The 21,065-nt window shown below is 61.4% G+C and carries 22 protein-coding genes; 16 read left to right on the forward strand and 6 right to left on the reverse strand.

All coding sequences use genetic code 11. The features are described 5' to 3' along the window. Nucleotides 1-256 precede the first annotated feature (256 nt). The 4 genes from WM94_RS19180 to norR form a co-directional block, all read right to left on the reverse strand. Nucleotides 257-991, reverse strand: coding sequence for a YkgJ family cysteine cluster protein (locus WM94_RS19180; RefSeq protein WP_061551908.1), 735 nt, complete (start codon nucleotides 989-991; stop codon nucleotides 257-259). Continuing rightward, the gene (locus WM94_RS19185; RefSeq protein WP_013970974.1) at nucleotides 988-1,299 is read right to left on the reverse strand and encodes a hypothetical protein; all 312 of its coding nucleotides are present in this window, start codon (nucleotides 1,297-1,299) and stop codon (nucleotides 988-990) included. The genes WM94_RS19180 and WM94_RS19185 overlap by 4 nt, the downstream gene beginning before the upstream one ends. Before the next feature lie 87 nt (nucleotides 1,300-1,386). Continuing rightward, on the reverse strand, nucleotides 1,387-2,286 hold the full coding sequence (locus WM94_RS19190) for a chemotaxis protein (protein WP_015268990.1): 900 nt from the start codon (nucleotides 2,284-2,286) through the stop codon (nucleotides 1,387-1,389). Between the two features lie 198 nt (nucleotides 2,287-2,484). Further along, the gene (gene norR / locus WM94_RS19195; protein ID WP_061551909.1) at nucleotides 2,485-4,038 is read right to left on the reverse strand and encodes a nitric oxide reductase transcriptional regulator NorR; all 1,554 of its coding nucleotides are present in this window, start codon (nucleotides 4,036-4,038) and stop codon (nucleotides 2,485-2,487) included. 154 nt (nucleotides 4,039-4,192) lie between these two features. On the opposite strand from norR, the gene hmpA reads away from it, so the two are divergent. The 15 genes from hmpA (at nucleotide 4,193) to WM94_RS19270 (ending at nucleotide 17,800) form a co-directional block, all read left to right on the forward strand. Then, entirely contained in the window at nucleotides 4,193-5,371 is a 1,179-nt protein-coding gene (gene hmpA, locus WM94_RS19200) for an NO-inducible flavohemoprotein (protein ID WP_061551910.1), read from the forward strand. Nucleotides 5,372-6,004: 633 nt separating this feature from the next. Beyond that, entirely contained in the window at nucleotides 6,005-6,511 is a 507-nt protein-coding gene (locus WM94_RS19205) for a disulfide bond formation protein B (protein WP_039613829.1), read from the forward strand. Between the two features lie 559 nt (nucleotides 6,512-7,070). Further along, entirely contained in the window at nucleotides 7,071-8,015 is a 945-nt protein-coding gene (cyoA, locus tag WM94_RS19210; RefSeq protein WP_015268993.1) for a ubiquinol oxidase subunit II, read from the forward strand. 3 nt (nucleotides 8,016-8,018) lie between these two features. Then, a complete protein-coding gene (cyoB, locus tag WM94_RS19215) occupies nucleotides 8,019-10,037 on the forward strand; it encodes a cytochrome o ubiquinol oxidase subunit I (protein WP_013970980.1) in 2,019 nt (672 codons plus the stop codon). Between the two features lie 3 nt (nucleotides 10,038-10,040). Next, on the forward strand, nucleotides 10,041-10,664 hold the full coding sequence (gene cyoC, locus WM94_RS19220; protein ID WP_023661242.1) for a cytochrome o ubiquinol oxidase subunit III: 624 nt from the start codon (nucleotides 10,041-10,043) through the stop codon (nucleotides 10,662-10,664). Beyond that, on the forward strand, nucleotides 10,664-10,996 hold the full coding sequence (gene cyoD / locus WM94_RS19225) for a cytochrome o ubiquinol oxidase subunit IV (RefSeq protein WP_003259128.1): 333 nt from the start codon (nucleotides 10,664-10,666) through the stop codon (nucleotides 10,994-10,996). Before cyoC ends, cyoD begins: the two co-directional genes overlap by 1 nt. Before the next feature lie 11 nt (nucleotides 10,997-11,007). Beyond that, complete coding sequence (gene cyoE / locus WM94_RS19230) at nucleotides 11,008-11,895, forward strand: heme o synthase (protein WP_013970981.1); 888 nt, start codon at nucleotides 11,008-11,010, stop codon at nucleotides 11,893-11,895. 275 nt (nucleotides 11,896-12,170) lie between these two features. Next, nucleotides 12,171-13,379: an alanine transaminase gene (gene alaC, locus WM94_RS19235; RefSeq protein ID WP_013970982.1), complete on the forward strand. Its 1,209-nt coding sequence runs from the start codon at nucleotides 12,171-12,173 to the stop codon at nucleotides 13,377-13,379. Between the two features lie 131 nt (nucleotides 13,380-13,510). Then, on the forward strand, nucleotides 13,511-14,638 hold the full coding sequence (locus WM94_RS19240) for a hypothetical protein (RefSeq protein WP_061551911.1): 1,128 nt from the start codon (nucleotides 13,511-13,513) through the stop codon (nucleotides 14,636-14,638). A gap of 159 nt (nucleotides 14,639-14,797) precedes the next feature. Further along, nucleotides 14,798-15,181, forward strand: a complete 384-nt coding sequence (locus tag WM94_RS19245; RefSeq protein WP_003259127.1) for a YkgJ family cysteine cluster protein — start codon at nucleotides 14,798-14,800, stop codon at nucleotides 15,179-15,181. Nucleotides 15,182-15,674: 493 nt separating this feature from the next. Next, nucleotides 15,675-15,821, forward strand: coding sequence for a hypothetical protein (locus tag WM94_RS30495; RefSeq protein WP_177342414.1), 147 nt, complete (start codon nucleotides 15,675-15,677; stop codon nucleotides 15,819-15,821). Next, nucleotides 15,818-16,069: a DUF3077 domain-containing protein gene (locus WM94_RS19255; RefSeq protein ID WP_013970986.1), complete on the forward strand. Its 252-nt coding sequence runs from the start codon at nucleotides 15,818-15,820 to the stop codon at nucleotides 16,067-16,069. The genes WM94_RS30495 and WM94_RS19255 overlap by 4 nt, the downstream gene beginning before the upstream one ends. A gap of 210 nt (nucleotides 16,070-16,279) precedes the next feature. Then, nucleotides 16,280-16,843: a GNAT family N-acetyltransferase gene (locus WM94_RS19260; protein WP_012270565.1), complete on the forward strand. Its 564-nt coding sequence runs from the start codon at nucleotides 16,280-16,282 to the stop codon at nucleotides 16,841-16,843. A 12-nt stretch (nucleotides 16,844-16,855) separates the two neighbouring features. After that, entirely contained in the window at nucleotides 16,856-17,395 is a 540-nt protein-coding gene (locus tag WM94_RS19265; RefSeq protein WP_039613833.1) for a hypothetical protein, read from the forward strand. Nucleotides 17,396-17,413: 18 nt separating this feature from the next. After that, nucleotides 17,414-17,800: a lysozyme inhibitor LprI family protein gene (locus WM94_RS19270; protein ID WP_023661248.1), complete on the forward strand. Its 387-nt coding sequence runs from the start codon at nucleotides 17,414-17,416 to the stop codon at nucleotides 17,798-17,800. A 123-nt stretch (nucleotides 17,801-17,923) separates the two neighbouring features. Here WM94_RS19270 and mnmH read toward each other — a convergent pair whose 3' ends face one another. Beyond that, nucleotides 17,924-19,036: a tRNA 2-selenouridine(34) synthase MnmH gene (mnmH, locus tag WM94_RS19275; RefSeq protein WP_061551913.1), complete on the reverse strand. Its 1,113-nt coding sequence runs from the start codon at nucleotides 19,034-19,036 to the stop codon at nucleotides 17,924-17,926. Beyond that, nucleotides 19,036-20,070: a selenide, water dikinase SelD gene (gene selD / locus WM94_RS19280; RefSeq protein ID WP_061551914.1), complete on the reverse strand. Its 1,035-nt coding sequence runs from the start codon at nucleotides 20,068-20,070 to the stop codon at nucleotides 19,036-19,038. Before selD ends, mnmH begins: the two co-directional genes overlap by 1 nt. Before the next feature lie 127 nt (nucleotides 20,071-20,197). Here selD and WM94_RS19285 point away from each other — a divergent pair, with 127 nt between their 5' ends. Then, a complete protein-coding gene (locus WM94_RS19285) occupies nucleotides 20,198-21,052 on the forward strand; it encodes a putative selenate ABC transporter substrate-binding protein (RefSeq protein ID WP_061551915.1) in 855 nt (284 codons plus the stop codon). Nucleotides 21,053-21,065: the final 13 nt, after the last annotated feature.

Consider the following 21,065-nt stretch of genomic DNA (forward strand, 5'->3'; position numbering starts at 1 on the left):
TCGAAGCCAAAAGCCAAGACCGACAGCTTCGGGCTTTGCTTCGCAAAGCCCGAAAGCTGGGATATCAATTGGTGGCAGCCTAAGGTGCTTAAAAAACAGCGGGTTGCATTTTGTTTGATGAGAGCGGGTTTACCCGCGAAGAATCCAGCGCGGTACATGGCACCGGCTCCGCCGGTGTTCGCGGCTAAAGCCGCTCCCACAGGGATGGCGCCGGTTCATAGATCTGGAACAGGACAGTTGCCCCGCCAAGGCATAGCTAGAAGCTGATGAAGGCGTAATACACCGGGGGCTCGCTGGTGGTGCGCAAACCATGTTCCTGCAAGCTCGCCACCAGCGCCGCGTCCTCCACATGCAGGGTCCACTGTGCCCGGCCAACCTCCGGTACCTGGGCCAGGGCCGCGCTGAACGCGCCCATGTCAGGCAAGTAGGCAGTAAACCCGTTGCCCTTGAGCGCGCTGGTGGTCATGCCCAGCGCCTGGCACACCGCCACCTTGGCGGCGATGTCATCGCGGTCGGCCTGGCGCGAGGCCTGCACCAGCGCCTCCAGCCCGGCATCGACCAGTTGCCTGCCGTGAATCAGCTCCGGCCCCTGTTGCCAGGCTTCCGGCGGGCAGTCCTTGCTGCCTGGTCGCAGCGGGATATGCGGGTTGATTTCCACCGGGTAGATGCGACAGACCAGCGGCCGCTGGTCATAGATGGTGCACAGGTCGTTGTCGTCGAGGTTGCGGCAGCGCCCGGGGTTGAAGGCGGCAAAGGTCACCGATACTCGTGCCTCGCCGTCGCCACAGGGCACGGGATGGGACCGACGCAGCACATGATCACGCTGTTCTACCGGCATGCCAGGGCCGTCTGCCACGAAGGCTTCGATCAGCACCACCACCTGGCCACCGTCGTCCGCCCAGCGGCGCGCTTCCTCCAGGGTCAAGGGCACGTGGTGGCCGGTACAGCACTTGCCGCAGCCGGTACAGGCGAAACGCAGGCTGTCGGTCACTTGGCTTCCGGGCTCCACTCGCTGACGAAGGCGCGCTGGTGCTGGCGGTCGTACAAGCAAAGCTCGGTGCCGGTGCGCTGCTGCATGTGCTTCTGGGGGTAGACGCCTTCGATCAGCAGGGCACTCATGCCGACCTGGTCATCGAACTCGGCCGGCTTGCTGCGGGCGTGAGCATCCTTGAACTGGCTGGCGGCCAGGCAAGCCTTGAGCATCTGCTGGCGCTGCTCGTTCCAGGCCTGGCTGCTGGAGGCCTGGGCGATACCGCTGAAGAGGGCGAAACTGATCAGGATAGAGCTGAAAAACTTCATACGGATTCCGGCAAGTTACTTGCGAGGGGGGCGAATTATGCCCGACTCGACCCCGACGGCAAGCCGGGGAGTTTGTCTCCGAATATATCAGCGCTCGGCGAACACCACGGCGCGCGCCGCCACCACCAGACAATCGGTCAGCTCTGGCGAGGAAAACTTGGTGAGGATGGCATTGGCCCCGGCCTGGGTCGCCTTTTCACTGCTCATCGCGCTGTCCAGCGAGGTGTGCAGCAGTATGTACAGGTGCTGGAAGTCGGGGGTTTCGCGCAGGGTGCGTGTGAAAGCGTAGCCGTCCATTTCGCTCATTTCGATGTCGGAGACGATCACGTTGATTTCCTGCGCGGTGCCCTGCAGCTCCAGCAACACGTTGATGGCGTCCTTGGCGCTGCGCGCGGTATGGCATTCGACGCCGAGGTTGCGCAGGGTGTGCACCGACTGTTGCAGGGCTACCTGGCTGTCATCCACCACCAGGATATTGGCGGCGGCCAGCAGGCTGGCGTCTTCCTCGCTCAGGGTGGCGTGATGCGGTTCGGGCACCGGCGGGGCGATGGCGTGGATGACTTTTTCGATGTCCAGCACCTGCACCAGAGTGTTGTCGACCCGGGTCACGCCGGTGATGAACGAGCGGCTGCCCGAGCCATAGGGAGGTGGTTTGATGTCGGTGCTCAGGCAATGCACGATGCGGCTGACCGCCTGCACATGCAGGCCCTGGCGCGAGCGGCTGATCTCGGTGACGATCAGGCAGCCGCCGTCCGGGTCGGCCAGCGGCCGTTCGCCAATGGCGCGGGACAGGTCGATGACCGACAGCGAATTGCCGCGCAGGGTTGCCACGCCTTTCACGTGGGGGTGCGATTCGGGCAGCTTGGTCAGCGGCGGGCAGGGGATTATCTCGCTGACCTTGAGCAGGTTGATTGCCATCAACTTGCCGCTGCGCAGGGTGAACAGCAGCAGGGACAGCGAGTCCGCGCGGGCATTTTGCGTGGCCATGGTGACCTTCGTGGGGAACAGGGGATAACCGGTTATCGGCCTGTTCGGGCTTGGCTTTAGTCATTTTGCACCGAGCCAAGGAATGCTCGGGACCCTGTGGGAGCGGCTTTAGCCGCGAACACCGGCGCGGCCGGTGCCATGCACCGCGTTGGATTCTTCGCGGCTAAAGCCGCTCCCACAGGTACCGCGCTGGTTCAATTAGCGCAGCCCCAGCCGACGGGCCAGGCGGCTAAGGTTGGCGCGGTCCAGGCCGAGTTCCCGGGCAGCCGCTGCCCAGTTTTCCTGGTGCCGCTGCAGGCAAGCCTCGATCAGCTGGCGCTGGTAGTCGTCGACGGCTTCGCGCAGGCCCCCTTCGGCTAGCGGTGCCGCCGGCAAGGGCGCGGCAGGGGAGGGCGGGGTGTCGGGCGTTGCGGTTGCGCGCAGGTCCAGGTCGATGGCTTCCAGGGTGAGGATGCGTGGCCTGTCGGAATGTTGGCCCAGCGCCTTGAGCGCCGAGCGGCCGATCAGATGTTCCAGTTCACGTACGTTGCCTGGCCAGTCGTAGGCCAGCAGCGCGGCCTGGGCTTCGCTGCTCAGGCGCAGGCTGTTCAGGCCCAGGCGCGAACGGTTCTGTTCGAGGAAGTAGCCAGCCAATAGCAGCACATCACGCCCACGTTCGCGCAACGGCGGAACGTGCAGCGGGTATACGCTGAGGCGGTGGTAGAAGTCGGCGCGGAAGTTGCCAATACGCACCTCTGCTGCCAGGTCGCGGTTGGTGGCTGCGATCAGGCGCACATCCACCCGGTGTTCGCGATCCGAGCCCAGGCGTTGCAACTGGCCGCTCTGCAGTACGCGCAACAATTTGGCCTGCACCGTCAGTGGCAGTTCACCGACTTCGTCGAGGAACAATGTGCCGCCATTGGCGAGCTCGAACTTGCCGCGGCGCTCGCCATGGGCGCCGGTGAAGGCTCCGCGTACATGGCCGAACAGTTCGCTTTCCACCAGGGTGTCAGGCAGGGCGGCGCAGTTGAGGCTGACCAACGGCTTGTCGGCGCGGTTGCTGGCCTGGTGCAGGGCCTGGGCCACCAACTCCTTGCCGACGCCGGTCTCACCGGTGATCAGTACGGTCAGGTCACTGCCACCGACCAGGCGGATTTCCTCGACCAGGCGCTTGTGCGCGGGGCTCTGGCCAATCAGCTCTTTGTCCTGGCCGCTGGCCTGGCGGTAGATCTCCGCGCGATGGTGTTCGTCTTCCGCGCGCAGGGCCAGGTGCTCGATGCGCTCGGCCACGGTGACCGTGGCGGCGGCAAGGCTGGCGAAGGCCTGCAGAGCGCCCAGCTCCAGGCTCTGGAACTGCCCAGGGGTCAGGGCATCGAGGGTAACCAGGCCCCAAGGGCGCTCGTCGACCATCAACGGGCAACCCATGCAGTCATGTACTTCCAGGTTGGCATCAGGGGCGTTGACCAGGCCGTCGTAAGGGTCGGGTAGCTCGGAGTCGCTGGCGAAGCGGGTGGGTTCCCGGCTGCTGAGCAGGATCTGGAAGCGTGGATGCTCGCTGACTCGGAAGCGCCGGCCCAAGGTATCGGGGCTCAGGCCGTCCACTGCCAGCGGCACCAGCCACTCGCCGTCCAGGCGCAGCAGCGCGGCGGCATCGCAGGGCAGCAACCCCCGCATGGCCTGCAGCAGGCGGCGATAGCGTTCCTGGTCGGGCAGGTCGCGGGAAAGGTCGCTGACCAGGGGCAGCAGGGTGGTGAGCAGGGGCTTCGTGGTCATATGGACTCCTGTGGGTCTATATGACTATACGTCGAGGTGGGTCGTTTTGACATGACCTGCGTCAAACCCCTGATTTTGCTGGAGATAAAAGTTGGCATGATTGATGTAACAGCTCGGGCAGTCATTTGAAGCCACAGGCTCAGGAGTTCTTGCAATGCTCAATGCCGAACAACGTGCAATCATCAAGGCCACTGTCCCCCTGCTGGAAAGCGGCGGCGAAGCACTGACCACCCACTTCTACAAGATGATGCTCAGCGAGTACCCGCAAGTGCGCCCGCTGTTCAACCAGGCCCACCAGGCCAGCGGTGACCAACCGCGCGCCCTGGCCAACGGCGTGCTGATGTATGCCCGCCACATCGACCAGCTGGAGCAGCTTGGCGGCCTGGTCGGCCAGATCATCAACAAGCACGTTGCCTTGCAGATTCTGCCGGAGCACTACCCCATCGTCGGCAGCTGCCTGCTGCGCGCCATCGAAGAAGTGCTGGGCAAGGAAATCGCCACCCCCGCCGTGATCGACGCCTGGGGCGCGGCCTATGGCCAGTTGGCCGACATCCTGATCGGCGCGGAAGAGAACCTCTATAAACAGAAGGAAGAAGCCGAAGGCGGCTGGCGCGGCACCCGCGAATTCCGCCTGGTGCGCCGTGAGCAGGAAAGCAGCGAAATCGTTTCGTTCTACTTTGCGCCGGTGGATGGCAAACCGGTGCTCAAGGCCGAGCCTGGCCAGTACATCGGCCTGAAGCTGGACATCGACGGCGCCGAGCAGCGCCGCAACTACTCCCTGTCGGCACTGTGCGACGGCAAGGAATACCGCATCAGCGTCAAGCGCGAGGCGGGTGGCAAGGTCTCCAACTACCTGCACGATGTGCTGGCGGTGGGCGATACCCTGCAGCTGTTCCCGCCGGCTGGCGATTTCACCCTGGCAGCGAGCGACAAGCCGCTGGTGCTGATCAGCGGTGGCGTGGGTATTACCCCGACCCTGCCAATGCTGCAGGCGGCACTGCAAACCCAGCGTGAGGTGCATTTCATTCACTGCGCCCGTAACGGCGCCGTGCATGCGTTCCGCGCCTGGGTCGACGAGCTGGCCGAGCGTCACCCGCAGCTCAAGCGCTTCTACTGCTATGCAGAACCGCAGGGTGGCGGCGCGGCTGATGCCGTGGGCCTGCTGAGCGAAGACCTGCTGGCCGAGTGGCTGCCGCAAGAGCGAGACGTGGATGCCTACTTCCTCGGGCCCAAGGGCTTCATGGCGGCGGTCAAGCGCCAGTTGAAGGGCCTGGGTGTGCCAGAGCAGCAGAGCCGCTACGAGTTCTTCGGGCCGGCGGCTGCGCTGGAGTGATGTAGCGCCTGCACTGGCCTCTTCGCGGGTAAACCCGCTCCCACAGGGACCGCACAGGTTTCAAACCTTGTGGGGATCTGTGGGAAATTTAGTGGTTTTCAACAAACCAGCCCCCACAGGGATCGCGCAGATTTCAATGCCTGCGCGATCCCTGTGGGAGCGGGTTTACCCGCGAAGAGGCCGGTACAGGCTCACAGAGTATTCATCCCAGCCGCTGGCAAGCCAGCTCCCTTGCAGCATTGCTCCCGCCCGTGGGTAATCGAGAACGAAACGGTCGATCGCATTCGTCGCCTGGGGGCTGGCTTGCCAGCGGCTGGGCCGCACCTCACCTTCCTGCCTATATATAAAGGAGAGATGAAAGCGGCTGTGCAGCTTTCATCTTTAATCCTCCTTTAATCACGGTATCCTTCACTCCCGGGTGTCGAGGGGCTTGCCCCTGCGCGGCACCCGGGCAGCCGCTTTTTTGCCGCCCGGCGTTGAACCGACGTCGTTGCGGCCGGTCTCAGCCACACCGGATAGCCCTGCGCAGCGCTATCACGCCGCTTCCTCGGCACGCTCAAAGGCCCTGCACAGCGTGTAGACTTGCGCCAGGCAGGCGGATCACGCTGCCACTATCCATCGAAGGAACCGGCAATGAACGAACAAACATCGCGCCTGAATCGGGAACGGCGCTTTCTGGTACTGTTGGGCCTGATCTGCATTTCGCTGATCGGTGGCGCCCTCTACATGCAGATAGTCCTGGGCGAGGCACCGTGCCCGCTGTGCATCCTGCAACGTTATGCGCTGTTGTTCATCGCCGTGTTTGCCTTCATCGCCGCGGCCATGCCCGGGCGCCGTAGCCTCACCTTCTTCGAGGCACTGGTGGTGCTCAGCGCCATCGGCGGAATCGTTGCGGCCGGCAACCATGTGTATATACTCGCCAACCCCATGGTCAGTTGCGGCATCGACACCTTGCAGCCGATCGTGGACGACCTGCCGCTGGCCAAGCTCTGGCCGCTGGTGTTCCAGGTCGACGGCTTCTGCAGCACGCCGTACCCGCCGATCCTCGGTCTGTCGCTGGCGCAATGGGCACTGGTGGCGTTCGTCCTTACGGCTGTACTGGTTCCGCTCGGGATCTATCGCAACCGACGCCAGGCTTAGACAAAAGTACCGAGTGGCATGTGGTCTTTTACGCCGCATGAGAAGAGGGAAAATTCGCTCACCGCTTGATCCAGATCAACCCGGAGGCCTTGCAGAATGCGGCTTTGGGGCCTATCAAGCGGGGTGCGACAAACTGTCGCGAAGTTGAATTTTTGAGCGGTATTGTTGCAGATTCTGTAAAGGACTGTTGCTCAATAAGTCATAGTCAAGGGTTGGCGACCTATCTACAATCGCCCCCAATTTCCGTTCGGCACTGCTTGCGAGTCGCAGGATTGAAGGAAGCCTCAGCGCTCCTTTTTGCTGACTTCGTCAAGTTTCGCCCAACGGCGAGACCGGGCGGATCCCCCTCCGCGTTTTCCCGCACCAAATGGACTTGGTCTGAAGTACAGGCCTGTTGCCTACGAAACCATAAGCACCGCTAACCCGCTTGACGCCAAGGTCCTGCAGTCGGACCCCGGGCAGGAGCGAGTACGGGCGCGAAATGCCTCACTTGGCAGGACGAAGTGCTGGCTACCAAAACACAAATTGCATTGAAGCAAGCTGATCTAGAGGTCGTGAGATGAGTAAAAAGCGTTACCCCAGACTGTTTGGCATATTGCCCTTTTTAGGCATGCTTTTACTCAGTGGGTGCAACTGGACCCTGCTCGACCCGAAAGGTCAGGTCGGCATTGAGCAAAAGAACCTGATCCTGATCGCTACCGGCCTGATGCTGCTGGTGGTGATTCCTGTCATTATCATGACCGTGGTTTTCGCCTGGAAGTACCGTGCTTCCAACAAGGCTGCCACCTACACCCCCGACTGGTCGCACTCGACCAAGATCGAAGCCGCGGTGTGGATCATCCCGATCCTGATCATCATCGCCCTGGGCTACTTCACCTACCACTCCACCCACAAGCTGGACCCGTACCGTCCGCTGGATTCCGATGTGAAGCCGGTGCAGATCGACGTGGTCGCACTGGACTGGAAGTGGCTGTTCATCTACCCGGAGCAGGGCATTGCCACGGTCAACAAGATCGTCTTCCCGGCTAACACCCCGGTCAACTTCCGCGTCACTTCCGACGCCGTGATGAACTCGTTCTTCATCCCGGGCCTGGGCGGCCAGATCTACGCCATGGCCGGCATGACCACCAAGCTGCACCTGATCGCCAACGAAAACGGCGAGTTCGACGGTATCAGCGCCAACTACAGCGGTGCTGGCTTCACCGGCATGAAATTCAAGGCTACTGCCACCTCTCAGGAAGACTTCGACAAGTGGGTCGCCGAGGTCAAGCAGTCGCCGAAGAAGCTGGACAAGGCCGAATACGACGCCTTGGCCAAACCAAGCGAAAACAACCCGGTCGCGCTGTATAGCGAGGCTTCGCCTGACCAGTTCCAGCTGATCGTCGACAAGTACGAAGGCATGAACCGCGGTCGTCCGAGCCACGAAGAAGCAGGCAGCAAAGATCTGGCCACTACCAAGGGTGTGGAATCGAGTATGCAACCAGCTGCCGGTGCAGAGGAGTAAGAGATGTTCGGTAAACTAAGCCTGGAGGCGATACCCTATCACGAGCCGATAGTCATGGTGACGCTTGCCATGATCGCGCTCGGTGGTATCGCTGTCGTCGGTGCTATCACCTACTTCCGCAAGTGGACCTACTTGTGGAGCGAGTGGTTGACGACTGTCGACCACAAGAAAATCGGGGTGATGTACATCATCGTCGCGATGGTCATGCTGTTGCGCGGCTTTGCCGACGCCATCATGATGCGTACCCAGCTGGCTGCCGCTACCGGTGGCTCCGAAGGCTACCTGCCGCCTGAACACTATGACCAGATCTTCACCGCTCACGGTGTGATCATGATCATCTTCATGGCGATGCCGTTCTTCACCGGCCTGATGAACCTGGCGGTTCCTCTGCAGATCGGTGCACGTGACGTTGCCTTCCCGTTCCTGAACTCCCTGAGCTTCTACCTGCTGCTGGCAGGCGTGCTGCTGGTCAACATCTCGCTGGGCGTTGGTGAATTCGCCAAGACCGGCTGGGTTGCCTATCCGCCGCTCGCGGGCATTCAGTACAGCCCTGGGGTGGGTGTCGACTACTACATCTGGGCGCTACAGCTCTCAGGCCTGGGTACGACGCTTACCGGCGTGAACTTCCTCGTCACCGTGATGAAGATGCGCGCACCTGGCATGAAACTGATGGACATGCCGATCTTCACCTGGACCTGCACCTGGGCCAACGTGCTGATCGTGGCTTCCTTCCCGATCCTGACCGCTGCACTCGCTCTGCTGACTGTTGACCGTTATCTGGACTTCCACATCTTCACCAACGAGCTTGGTGGGAACCCGATGATGTACGTCAATCTGTTCTGGGCGTGGGGTCACCCTGAGGTTTACATCCTGATCCTGCCGGCCTTCGGTGTGTTCTCGGAAGTTACCTCCACCTTCGCAGGCAAGCGTCTGTTCGGCCACCACTCGATGATCTACGCATCGGGCGCCATCGCCGTGCTGGGCTTCGCTGTATGGCTGCACCACTTCTTCACCATGGGTGCCGGCGCCAGCGTCAACACCTTCTTCGGCCTGGCGACGATGCTGATCTCCATTCCGACCGGTGTGAAGCTGTTCAACTGGCTGTTCACCATCTACCAGGGCCGTCTGCGCTTCACCGCGCCGATCATGTGGACCCTGGGCTTCATGATCACCTTCTCCATCGGTGGCATGACTGGTGTTCTGCTGGCTGTTCCAGGTGCTGACTTCGTGCTGCACAACAGCCTGTTCGTAATTGCTCACTTCCACAACGTGATCATCGGTGGTGCGGTATTCGGCTACATCGCCGGCTTCGCCTACTGGTTCCCGAAAGCCTTTGGTTTCACCCTGAACGAGAAGTGGGGCAAGGCTGCCTTCTGGTTCTGGATCTCGGGCTTCTACGTAGCGTTCATGCCGCTGTACGCCCTGGGCTTCATGGGCATGACTCGTCGTCTGAACCACTCCGACAACCCACTGTGGGAACCCTACCTGTACGTAGCCGTTGTCGGCGCCGTGCTGATCCTGTTCGGTATCGCCTGCCAGCTGATCCAGCTGTACGTATCGGTTCGCGACCGCAACCAGAACCTGGACGTGACCGGCGACCCATGGGGCGGCCGTACCCTGGAATGGTCGACTTCGTCGCCACCTCCGTTCTACAACTTCGCCCACATGCCTGAGAAGGTTGGCCTGGACGCCTGGCACGAAGCCAAGGAAGCCGGTGTTGCCTACAAGCCTGCGGCCAAGTACGAAGCGATCCACATGCCGAGCAACACCTCCACCGGTTTGTTCATGGGCCTGTTCCTGACCGTCTTCGGCTTCGCCTTCATCTGGCACATCTGGTGGCTGGTTGGCGCGAGCCTGGTTGCAACCATCGCTGTCTTCGTTCGCCACGCTGCGCGTGACGACCAGGGCTACATGGTTCCGGCCGAAGAAGTGGCGCGCATCGAAGGCGAGCGCATGAAAGCGCTGGCCAAAGCAGGTGCTCTGCCTGCCGGCGCACGTGTCGAATCGTTTGAGCGGGTGTAATCAATGTCCAGTCAAGTAATGCACGGTGCTGCTCATGGTCACGACCATGGGCATGACGACCACCACCACGACTCGGGCCAGATGACCGTACTCGGTTTCTGGCTGTACCTGATGACCGACTGCATCCTGTTTGCGTCGCTCTTCGCTACCTACGCGGTGCTGTCCGGCAGTTTTGCCGGCGGCCCGTCGGGTCATGACATCTTCCAGCTCGATTTCGTAGCTGTTGAAACGCTGTTCCTGCTGCTGTCCTCGATCACCTTCGGCTTCGCCATGCTGAAGATGTTCGACGGCAAGAAAGCTGGCGTACTGGGCTGGTTGGCTGTGACCTTCCTGTTCGGTGCAGGCTTCATCGCGATGGAAATCTACGAATTCCATCACCTGATCGCCGAGGGCTACGGCCCGAACCGCAGTGGTTTCCTGTCGGGCTTCTTCGCCCTGGTAGGTACCCACGGTCTGCACGTGACCGCCGGCCTGATCTGGATGGCAATCATGATGTACCAGATCAACAAGCACGGCATCACGCCGACCGCCAAGACCCGCATGAGCTGCCTGAGCCTGTTCTGGCACTTCCTGGACGTGGTCTGGATCTGCGTATTCACCGTCGTCTACCTGCTGGGAGTTCTGTAATGGCTAACGCACACGACACTCATCACGAAGGTAACCACGGCAGCGTCAAGTCGTACATGATCGGCTTCATCCTGTCGATCATCCTGACTGCGATCCCGTTCGGCCTGGCCATGTCGCCAAGCCTGCCGAAGAACCTGACCGTTCTGATCATTGTTGCCATGGCCGTGATCCAGGTAGTAGTGCACCTCGTGTACTTCCTGCACATGGACCGCTCGAAAGAGCAGCGCAACAACGTTTCGACGTTCCTGTTCACCACCCTGGTGATCGCTCTGCTTGTCGGCCTGTCGCTGTGGATCATGTTCAGCATCCACTTCGAAATGTTGGCCAAGTGAGGTAAGACTGCATGTCCGTTAAGCACTTTATCCAAATCACCAAACCGGGGATCATTTTCGGTAACGTGCTTTCCGTGGCAGGCGGTTTCTTCCTTGCCTCGAAGGGCCATGTGGATTTCGCCCTGTTCCTGGCGGTGGTGATCGGTACTTCGCTGGTGGTTGCGTCCGGATGCGTGTTCAACAACTGCATCGACCGTGACATCGACCACAAGATGGAGCGCACCAAGAACCGCGTCATGGTCCAGGGCGGCATGTCGCTGCCCCTCGCGCTGATCTACGCCACCCTGCTCGGGGTGGCGGGTTTCAGCCTGCTGTATGTCCAGGCCAACCCGCTGTCGGCGTTCTGTGCGCTGATCGGCTTCATCGTCTACGTCGGTTTCTACAGCCTGTGGCTGAAGCGTAAATCGGTGCACGGCACCTTGGTCGGTAGCCTGTCTGGTGCCATGCCTCCGGTGATCGGCTATTGCGCCGTGAGCAACAGCTTCGACCTGGCTGCGTTTACCCTGCTGGTGATGTTCAGCCTGTGGCAGATGCCGCACAGCTTCGCCATCGCGATCTTCCGCTTCAAGGATTACAGCGCTGCCAACATTCCGGTCCTGCCGGTGGCACGTGGCATCCTCGCGGCGAAGAAGCAGATCGTGCTGTACGTGCTGGCTTTCGTGCTCGCAACCCTGATGCTTACCCTCGGCGGTTACGCCGGCCTCGGCTATCTGGCCGTGGCAGCAGCCATGGGCCTGTACTGGCTGTACATGGCCTGGGCTGGCTACAAGGCCGAGGACGACAGCAAGTGGGCGCGCAAGGTGTTCGGCTTCTCCATCCTCACCGTCACTGCCCTGAGCGTGATGATGGGTGTGGACAGCCAGACCGCTGCGGACGTGCTGATGACATACGCACGCTGATACTGCTGCCTGTTTCACGAAAAAGCCCGGCCACTGTGCCGGGTTTTTTTATGGGCGTTTTTCTGTGCCGGCCTCGTTCGCGGGCTCGCCCGCGAAGAGGCCGGCACAACAGAATATAAATTTCTTATTTTCAAAAAATACATCTGAAAAGATCTATGAAAACAGGAAATTGTCCTTTACAGGCATCCTGTATCGGCATTATCTTCTGATCCAGGCCGCCATATCGGCCAGCGTCGCTCGGACGGTTCCGGGCGCTTACGTACTCAGAGGAAGCCATGGCCAACCCAGGTTCGCCGCGCCGCTTTGCGCGCATCGATCGTCTGCCCCCTTACGTCTTCAACATCACTGCCGAGCTCAAGATGGCCGCCCGCCGCCGTGGCGAGGACATCATCGACCTGAGCATGGGCAACCCCGATGGCGCCACCCCGCCGCACATCGTCGAGAAGCTGGTGCAGGTCGCCCAGCGTGAAGATACCCACGGCTACTCCACCTCTCGCGGCATCCCGCGCCTGCGTCGGGCCATCTCCAACTGGTACAAGGAACGCTACGAGGTCGACATCGACCCTGAAAGCGAAGCCATCGTCACCATCGGCTCGAAGGAAGGCCTGGCGCACCTGATGCTGGCTACCCTCGACCAGGGCGACACGGTGCTGGTGCCCAACCCCAGCTACCCGATCCATATCTACGGGGCGGTGATCGCCGGTGCCCAGGTGCGTTCGGTACCGCTGGTGCCGGGCGTGGACTTTTTCAACGAACTCGAGCGGGCCATCCGCGAGTCGATCCCCAAGCCGAAGATGATGATCCTCGGCTTCCCGTCCAACCCCACCGCTCAGTGCGTGGAGCTGGACTTCTTCGAGCGCGTGGTGGCCCTGGCCAAGCAGTATGGAGTGCTGGTGGTCCATGACCTGGCCTATGCCGACATCGTCTACGACGGCTGGAAAGCCCCATCGATCATGCAGGTGCCGGGGGCCAAGGACATCGCGGTGGAGTTCTTCACCCTGTCCAAGAGCTACAACATGGCTGGCTGGCGGATCGGCTTCATGGTCGGCAACCCCGAGTTGGTCAGTGCCTTGGCGCGGATCAAGAGCTACCACGACTACGGCACCTTCACCCCGCTGCAGGTGGCTGCCATTGCAGCACTGGAAGGCGACCAGCAGTGCGTACGAGACATTGCCGAGCAATACCGCCAGCGCCGCAACCTGCTGGTGAAGGGGCTGCACGAGCTGGGCTGGATGGTCGAGAACCCCAAGGCCTCGATGTACGTATGGGCGAAGATTCCGCCGGAATATGCGCACCTGGGCTCGCTGGAGTTTTCCAAGAAACTGCTGGCCGAAGCCAAGGTTTGTGTGTCGCCGGGGATCGGTTTTGGTGATTATGGTGATGACCATGTGCGTTTTGCCCTGATCGAGAACCAGGATCGTATTCGCCAGGCGATCCGCGGGATCCGGCAGATGTTCCGGGCTGATGGCCTGACTCGTAAGTAAGCCCCATGTCTACAGGTACGGCACATGCCGCACGGCCTGCGCCGTACCTGTAGGAGCAGCTTTCCTACTGCTCTACAGCTACCCAGATAAATATTTTTCTGCACTCATTTCTCACTTCAGAGACCCGAAAGATGAGTGTCTTCACCGCCTATTTCTGCGGCACCGGCTCCCACCGCTTCGACGATGCCAACCCCAACTTCTGGAATGGTGAGCTGGTCTCGACCCTGGCCAGCAATGACCAGGGCCGCGAGTTCGCTCACTGGATTGCCGTTGACGGCCCCGGCAGCGGCAACCTGCAGGATGACAATCTGTTCGTCGAGCCCGGTGGTTATTTCAACTGGAGCGGCCAGTTGTTCGGCAGTGGCTGGGAAGAGAACGTCAACCATGTGCTGAAGGTGATTAAAGGCGAAAGCAGTTGGCAGCGCACCAAGCTGAGCGAGGAAGAATACGAGCGGCTGAAGCAGGCCGGTGTTCCGATCCCGGATGCAACCTCTACAGCTTCCTGGTTCTGGCGCACCTATGACTACGGCGAACGCCACCCGACGCCACAGGAGCTGCAAGAGCGCATCATCAACCTGTTCCGCAAGCCGCGCTTGCCGACCCGGGTGAACCTGGTGGGTTGGAGCAGGGGAGGGATCAGTTGTCACATGCTGGCCAACGCCATGGCGCAGGACCCTGTATTGCGGGACATACCTGTGAATATCTTCGCCATCGACCCGGTGCCGGGCATCGGTAACCTGCAAAGCCAGCGGGTAACCTTGGCGGGCAATGTCCGCGAGTATGTGGGTTTCTATTCGCGGGACGAGCGATCCAAAGGCTTTGCCTGCGTGATCCCTTCGGTCGAACCGAGTACACGGATATGCATCTACCCGATACCAGGCCGCCACGCCACACTGGTGGGCAACGCCTCCATCGACGGTGCGAGTGATGGCAAGGTACTGGCGGAGCCGGGATTGATCGTTCGTCATTTTGCCGAGGTCTGCCTGACCCGCTGGGGTGTGCAACTGGACAGGCGCCTGTTCCTGAGCGACGAGCACTTGATGCGATATCACATGGTCATGGCCGCTGCCGAAGGGCATTACAAGGCCATGCGTAGCGAGTCGTATACCGTACTTACCGAGGGCGAAGATGACGACCGCTTGGTGTATTGCGGCGAGACCTGCATTCACTTCAGCAAAGTGTGTGGTGATGGCTATGAGCCGACCGAGGGCCTTGGCCTGCAGCGCTGGGATGTCACCACCTACAAGGCATTACGCTGACTTGAATGGGCGGCCGGGGAAGTCATTGGTCGCCCGTGTTCAATTGCCGGATCAGCGGCAAATATTTTTTGCATTCCCCTCTATCCAGCCGCCCCGGCTTGGATTGAAAATGGCGCTGCGGGCCAGCCCCGATAACAACAACCTTCCCTCCGTGCCATCATGTCCGAATACAACCCTTGCCTTGACTGCGGCGCCTGCTGCGGGTACTTCCGTGTGTCCTTTTTCTGGGGCGAATGCCAGTCCGCCGGGGGCCTTGTGCCGGACGACCTGGTGGTACAGATCAACCCCACCCGTGTTGCCATGATCGGCACCGATGCCAAACCCTGCCGCTGCATCAGCCTGCAGGGCGAGATCGGCCAGGAAGTGGCTTGCACCATCTACGCCAACCGTTCCAGCCCCTGCCGCGAGTTCGAGGCGTCGTGGGAGGGTGGGGTGCATAACCCCAGCTGCGACGATGCGCGGGCAGCGTATGGCCTGCCACCGCTGACCCCGCCCGGGGCCAACGAGCCGCATTGGCCGGATGATGGGGCTGAGGTGGCCTGATCGTATTTCGTTAGCCTGTACCGGCCCTTTCGCGGGTAAACCCGCTCCTACAGGTATCACCGTACCCTGTAGGAGCGGGTTTACCCGCGAAAGGGCCATCAGCTGTAAGAAGATTCTGAGCCTGCAACCAAATGCTTCAGGTTGCCAGGGATTAGGAATTATCCTACGGCCTCAGTCGGATGCCGTCTGATAGGCAAGTAGCTACCTCAGAGATAACGTTTCGGCGTCGTCACAATTGGCGATCGGGTGTGAGAAGCCCGGTGTTTCGAGATGGCTTGCCAGTTATGGCAGCCGTGCGCGTGCAGGCTTCAGTCTGGCCGGTGCCTCGGACACTGGTCTTCTCACCTCGCGTACGGCTGCCACCTTATCTGTGAGAAGGATGCGAGTGGTTGCCTCTGAAAATATTTCCGAGATGACTATGAAAAAACTTGTACCTGATCCACCCGTTACAGACCTTACTTACCAAGCCGCGAAGTCCCAGGCTACCCAGGTCATGGACATTCTCTCCAACACCATCCTCCAATACCTCGACGCAGAAGCCCCGGACCTGCGTTCCACCTTTCTCGAAAACATGTCGACGCAAACTGCCCTGCTGCACGCCTTGTTAGCCCACATAAAGGCGCAGGAGGCCCAGGCATGAGCGACCACCTCAAATCCCGCACCACCGTAGGTGCGGAGAAATTCCTTGAGCTGTACCGGGTAGAGCCGGGTGTACCGCTTGATCTGGCATTCGATGAATTGTCGGTGCTGATCGGCTGTATCAAGCATTTGAACGAAGAGGCCGAGATGGAGGGCGACAAGATCGCCGGCAGCGCGGCGCGCATACTCAGTGCCATGGCCAAGGCGCTGATCAATGACATGGAAATGGGCTTGAATCGGGGCGCCTGAACGATTTTTGGGGCCGCTTTGCGGCCCATCGACGCGGTTCGTCGCCACGACAAGCCAGGCTCCCACAGGTATAGTGCAAGGCTCCGGGCCTGTGGTGCACCTGTGGGAGCCTGGCTTGCCGGCGATGGGCTGCGCAGCAGCCCCGGGATGCTTGAACCGATCGCTTGACGTTAAACTGTCATCTCCCCAGCAATGGACAGGAGATCCGGCGTGACCCCACCCCGCAGTTTCCCCAGTGACCTCTGCCTCGACAGCCCGCGTCTGCAATTGCGCCCCATGCGCCATGCCGATGCCGCGCAATGGCTGGCGATCATGGCCGACCCCGAGGTCATGCGCTATTGGCACCATGCACCTTGGCAAGACCTGGCCGAAGCCGAAAGCGCCCTGGCCGCCGACCGCGAAGCCTATGCCAATGGTGACCAGCTCAAGCTTGGCATGTACCGCCGTGACAACGGCGAACTGATCGGTATGGTCCAGCTGTTCAACATCGACGATGTATCCCGCCGTGGTGAAATCGGCTACTGCCTGGCCAGCGCGGTGCAGGGCAGGGGTTACATGGACGAAGCACTGACCTGCTTCATCGATTACCTCGCCCACACCCTGCACATGCGCCGCCTGGAAGGCGAGATCGACCCGCGCAACCAAGGTTCGGCACGCACTCTGGAGCGCCAGGGCTTTGTGCTGGAAGGCACATTGCGTGCGCGTTGGTGCGTTGCCGGCGAGTTGTCCGATTCGGGTATTTATGGCCTTCTGCTAGAGCCCCCGGTTGCATAGGAAGTAAATCTCTTGCCAGTTTTCTACCTGAGCGCCAGCCTGCTGCTTTACCTGCTCGCACTGTTCTTCGACGGCGCGCTGATGAGTGGTGACCGCCACATGCCGGCCCTGCAGATGCTGTTGTACGGGCCTTGGGGCATGCCCTTCGGGTTGTACCAGTGGTTTGCCAACCCGCTGCTGGCCCTGGCAATCCTTGCCCATCGGCGCTTTCGTCGTCTGGCCTTGCTGGTCGGGCTGGTGGCTGTGTATCTGGCGGCCAGCAGCTTTGGAATTGACCGCCTGCCGGACAATCAGAGCTATGAGTTCCATGACCTGACCGGTTTTGGTGCCGGTTTCTACCTGTGGCTGGCGGCAATGGTGGTGTTTTGCATGGGCCAGGCCTGGCATTGCTGGAGGGCACGCAGCGCCGACGACATGCCGGGCTGGAGCTGGCTGGATGTGGTGTTGATCGCGGCGCTTGGCGTGATGTTTTATGCGGCAACGCAGATGCCGTCGCTGCGCTTCGAGCCGGGCAAGGTGCTGATGCCGCCGGAACAGCCGCAGACGCTGTGATGCCCACAAGGAGAGTTTATGACCAAGCATTACCTGACGGGCCTGGCATTGGCCTGTGTGCTGCCGCTGGCCCAGGCGGATGACTACACGCCGGGATACGGGCAGTGCATGGACAAGGCGTCCAGTACCGTGGCCATGAGCGAGTGCATTCGGGCCGAGACGCAGTTGCAGGACCAGCGTTTGAACCGGGTGTACAAGCAATTGATGGGCAAGCTGGATGCCGGGCAGCAGAAGAGCCTGCGTGATGTGCAGCGCAAGTGGCTTGCCTACCGCGATGGCAATTGCGGGTTCCATGTGCAGGCCAGTGGCGGGACCATGGCACAGCTGGAAGGTGGGTCCTGTGTGATGGACATGACCCGCGACCGGGCGGCGGAGCTGGAGCGCGTGCTCAGCCCTGGGCAGTGAGTACTGCCAGTACTGGCCCTATCGCCGGCAAGCCAGCTCCCACAGGGAGCGCATACCCTGTCAGGCAGTGCAATACCTGTGGGAGCTGGCTTGCCGGCGATGGGGCGCGAAGCGGCCCCGTTTTTACTTGCGTGGTTCGCGCAGCGCCCGGGCCTTGAGATACTCGCGCACTTCCACCGCATCCCCGGCAAACTCGATACGCTCTGCTTTCGCTGCACGCTGGTAGGCATACATCGGGTCGTAATACTCGCTCAGCAAGCTTTCGATGAAGACCCGGTGCAACTCCACCGAACCACTGCGCTGCTGCTCGTCCAGCGCCTGGCGCAGGATTTCCGACAGCCGCTGATGGCGCTCGCCGCCGAGGCGCTTTTGAATCCTGCCCATGCTCTGCAGAAGTGTCTCGGCAAATAGCCGCCGGCCATCTTCTTCACCATGCAGGCTGACGAACTCGGCGCTCAGGTCGATCACGTAGTCGCGCAGGATACGCTCCACGCGGTTGGCCAAACTGTCTTCCAGCCACACCAGCGGGTATTGCTGCATGCCCTGGTACAACTCCAGCGGTACGGTGCAGCTGCCCACGATTCGGCCTTCGTCTTCCAGCACGAACTGCTCGATACCCCGGGCGCGTTTTTTCAACACGTCTATGGCCAGCCTGTTCTCGAAGTCGATCTGCGCTGGCTGTGCAGTGGCGCGCTTGCCAAAGCTGGAACCTCGATGGTTGGCGTAGCCCTCCAGGTCAAGCTCGTTGTCCAGCAAGTGCAGCACGTCGGTCTTGCCGGTACCGGTCAGGCCACCCACTAGCACGAAATCACATTGCGCGACCGCCTGTTGGGTAGTCTCCAGCAGGAAGTGGCGCATGGCCTTGTAGCCGCCCTCGACGAGGGGGTAGTCGATGCCCTTCTCATCGCGCAGCACTTTCTGCACAAGATGCGAGCGCAGGCCGCCCCGGAAGCAGTACAGGTAGCCTTCCGGGTGATCCTCGGCGAACTTTGCCCAGGCCTCCAGACGTGCCTGCTTGATCTCGCCGCTGACCAGCTTGTGGCCCAGAACGATGGCTTCAGCCTGGCCCTTCTGCTTGTAGCAGGTGCCGACCTTTTGCCGCTCCTGGTCATTCATCAGTGGCAGGTTTACGGCACCGGGGAAGGCGCCCTTGGCAAATTCGACAGGTGCACGCATGTCCATCATCGGCACGTCGTCGAGGAACAACTGGCGGAAGTCGGTGCAGTCGGGGCGCATCAGATCACCTCGACCGCGTGGCTCTGTCGCTCGACCAGCTTGCCGATCGGCGCCAGTTGCAGGCCCAGTTCGGCGGCCACCGCGAGGAACTCGGCTTCACCCTCCGGGGTAACCGCCACCAGCAGGCCACCGCTGGTCTGCGGGTCGCACAGCAGATGCTTCTGGTCGTCGCTCAGGGCGCCGATCTTGTGGCCGTAGCTGTCGAAGTTGCGCAGGGTGCCGCCGGGGATGCAGCCCTCGGCCAGGTAGTGGTCGACGCTGGGCAGGCGCGGGACGGCGGCATAGTCCAAATGAGCGGTAAGGCCACTGCCCTCGGCCAGTTCCACCAGGTGGCCGAGCAGGCCGAAACCGGTGACGTCGGTCATGGCCTTGACCCCGTCAAGCTTGCCGAAGCGGCTGCCGGGCGTGTTGAGGGTGCACATCCAGTCGCGGGCAAGGCCCTGGTCCTGGGTGCGCAGCTTGGCCTTTTTCTCGGCGGTGGTGAGGATGCCGATACCCAGTGGCTTGGTCAGGTACAGGCGGCAGCCTGCGCTGGCGGTGTCGTTGCGCTTGAGGTGACGCTTGCTGACCACGCCGGTGACGGCCAGGCCGAAGATCGGCTCGGGGGCGTCGATGGAGTGGCCGCCGGCCAGCGGGATACCGGCTTCGGCGCATACCGCACGGCCGCCGCGGATCACCTCGCGGGCCACTTCCGGTGGCAGCACGTTGACTGGCCAGCCGAGAATGGCAATGGCCATCAGCGGGTCGCCGCCCATGGCGTAGATGTCGCTGATGGCGTTGGTGGCGGCGATACGGCCGAAGTCGTACGGGTCATCGACGATCGGCATGAAGAAGTCGGTGGTCGAAACCACGCCGCGCTCGTCATCCAGCGCGTACACGGCCGCATCGTCGCGCGAGGCGTTGCCCACCCACAGTTTCGGGTCCAGGGCCTGGGCGCCGCTTTCTGCGAGGATCACATCCAGCACCTTGGGGGAGATCTTGCAGCCACAGCCGGCACCATGGCTGTACTGGGTCAGGCGAATCGGCTCGCTCATGTGCACCTCAGGAGGTCAATTTGATGCGCGATTGTAGCAAAGCTGGCCTTTGCGCCTGCGCCTCTTATAATTCCCGTCGTCGGCGTATAGGCCGACATTTCCCCGCTATTGAACCGGAGAACACCCCATGCTCAAACGCCCTCTGGCGCTCGCCGCCGGCCTCGTGCTGTCTTGCTGTGCCGTTGTCGCCCAGGCCGCCGACACTCTGCGGGTCAGCGCCATCCCTGACGAAGCACCGACCGAACTGCAGCGCAAGTTCAAACCGTTGGGCGAGTACCTGGCCAAGCAGTTGGGCATGGAGGTGAAGTTCGTGCCTGTGGCCGATTACCCCGCGGTAGTCGAATCGCTGGCCTCCGGCCGCCTGGACCTGGCCTGGCTGGGGGGCTTCACCTTCGTACAGGTGCATTTGAAGGACCCTGCCGCCACGCCGCTGGTGCAGCGTGAACAGGATGCGCAGTTCACTTCCAAATTCATCACCGCCAACCCTGATGTGAAGAGCCTGGCCGACCTCAAGGGCAAGTCGTTTGCCTTCGGTTCCATCTCCTCCACTTCGGGCAGCCTGATGCCGCGTTACTTCATGCTCAAGCAGGACAACATCAAGCCTGAAGACTACTTCGGTCGCGTTGCCTACTCCGGCGCCCACGATGCCACTGTGGCCTGGGTGCAGGCCGGCAAGGTCGATGGCGGCGTGCTCAACGCCAGCGTGTGGCAGAAGCTGGTGGATGCCGGCAAGGTCGATACCGCCAAGGTAAAGGTGTTCGCCACCACCCCGACCTACTTCGACTACAACTGGACCGTGCGCGGCAACATGGACCCGGCGCTGAAAGAGAAGATCAAGAAAGCCTTCCTCGACCTCGACCCGGCCAACCCGGAGCACAAGGCGATCCTCGACCTGCAGGCGGCCAGCCGCTTCATCGAGACCAAACCTGAGAACTACGTGGGCACCGAGCAGGCTGCGCGCGAGGCCGGCCTGCTCAAGTGATATCGACAGTGGC

Source organism: Pseudomonas sp. ABFPK (assembly GCF_001586765.1).
Lineage (GTDB): Bacteria > Pseudomonadota > Gammaproteobacteria > Pseudomonadales > Pseudomonadaceae > Aquipseudomonas > Aquipseudomonas asiatica.

Excerpts from the sequence above, each read along its gene's own strand:
- WM94_RS19185 (WP_013970974.1), bottom strand. The coding sequence starts at position 1,299 with ATGAAGTTTTTCAGCTCTATCCTGATCAGTTTCGCCCTCTTCAGCGGT.
- WM94_RS19190 (WP_015268990.1), bottom strand. The coding sequence starts at position 2,286 with ATGGCCACGCAAAATGCCCGCGCGGACTCGCTGTCCCTGCTGCTGTTC.
- norR (WP_061551909.1), bottom strand. The coding sequence starts at position 4,038 with ATGACCACGAAGCCCCTGCTCACCACCCTGCTGCCCCTGGTCAGCGAC.
- hmpA (WP_061551910.1), top strand. The coding sequence starts at position 4,193 with ATGCTCAATGCCGAACAACGTGCAATCATCAAGGCCACTGTCCCCCTG.
- WM94_RS19205 (WP_039613829.1), top strand. The coding sequence starts at position 6,005 with ATGAACGAACAAACATCGCGCCTGAATCGGGAACGGCGCTTTCTGGTA.
- cyoA (WP_015268993.1), top strand. The coding sequence starts at position 7,071 with ATGAGTAAAAAGCGTTACCCCAGACTGTTTGGCATATTGCCCTTTTTA.
- cyoB (WP_013970980.1), top strand. The coding sequence starts at position 8,019 with ATGTTCGGTAAACTAAGCCTGGAGGCGATACCCTATCACGAGCCGATA.
- cyoC (WP_023661242.1), top strand. The coding sequence starts at position 10,041 with ATGTCCAGTCAAGTAATGCACGGTGCTGCTCATGGTCACGACCATGGG.
- cyoD (WP_003259128.1), top strand. The coding sequence starts at position 10,664 with ATGGCTAACGCACACGACACTCATCACGAAGGTAACCACGGCAGCGTC.
- cyoE (WP_013970981.1), top strand. The coding sequence starts at position 11,008 with ATGTCCGTTAAGCACTTTATCCAAATCACCAAACCGGGGATCATTTTC.
- alaC (WP_013970982.1), top strand. The coding sequence starts at position 12,171 with ATGGCCAACCCAGGTTCGCCGCGCCGCTTTGCGCGCATCGATCGTCTG.
- WM94_RS19240 (WP_061551911.1), top strand. The coding sequence starts at position 13,511 with ATGAGTGTCTTCACCGCCTATTTCTGCGGCACCGGCTCCCACCGCTTC.
- WM94_RS19245 (WP_003259127.1), top strand. The coding sequence starts at position 14,798 with ATGTCCGAATACAACCCTTGCCTTGACTGCGGCGCCTGCTGCGGGTAC.
- WM94_RS30495 (WP_177342414.1), top strand. The coding sequence starts at position 15,675 with ATGGACATTCTCTCCAACACCATCCTCCAATACCTCGACGCAGAAGCC.
- WM94_RS19255 (WP_013970986.1), top strand. The coding sequence starts at position 15,818 with ATGAGCGACCACCTCAAATCCCGCACCACCGTAGGTGCGGAGAAATTC.
- WM94_RS19270 (WP_023661248.1), top strand. The coding sequence starts at position 17,414 with ATGACCAAGCATTACCTGACGGGCCTGGCATTGGCCTGTGTGCTGCCG.
- mnmH (WP_061551913.1), bottom strand. The coding sequence starts at position 19,036 with ATGCGCCCCGACTGCACCGACTTCCGCCAGTTGTTCCTCGACGACGTG.
- selD (WP_061551914.1), bottom strand. The coding sequence starts at position 20,070 with ATGAGCGAGCCGATTCGCCTGACCCAGTACAGCCATGGTGCCGGCTGT.
- WM94_RS19285 (WP_061551915.1), top strand. The coding sequence starts at position 20,198 with ATGCTCAAACGCCCTCTGGCGCTCGCCGCCGGCCTCGTGCTGTCTTGC.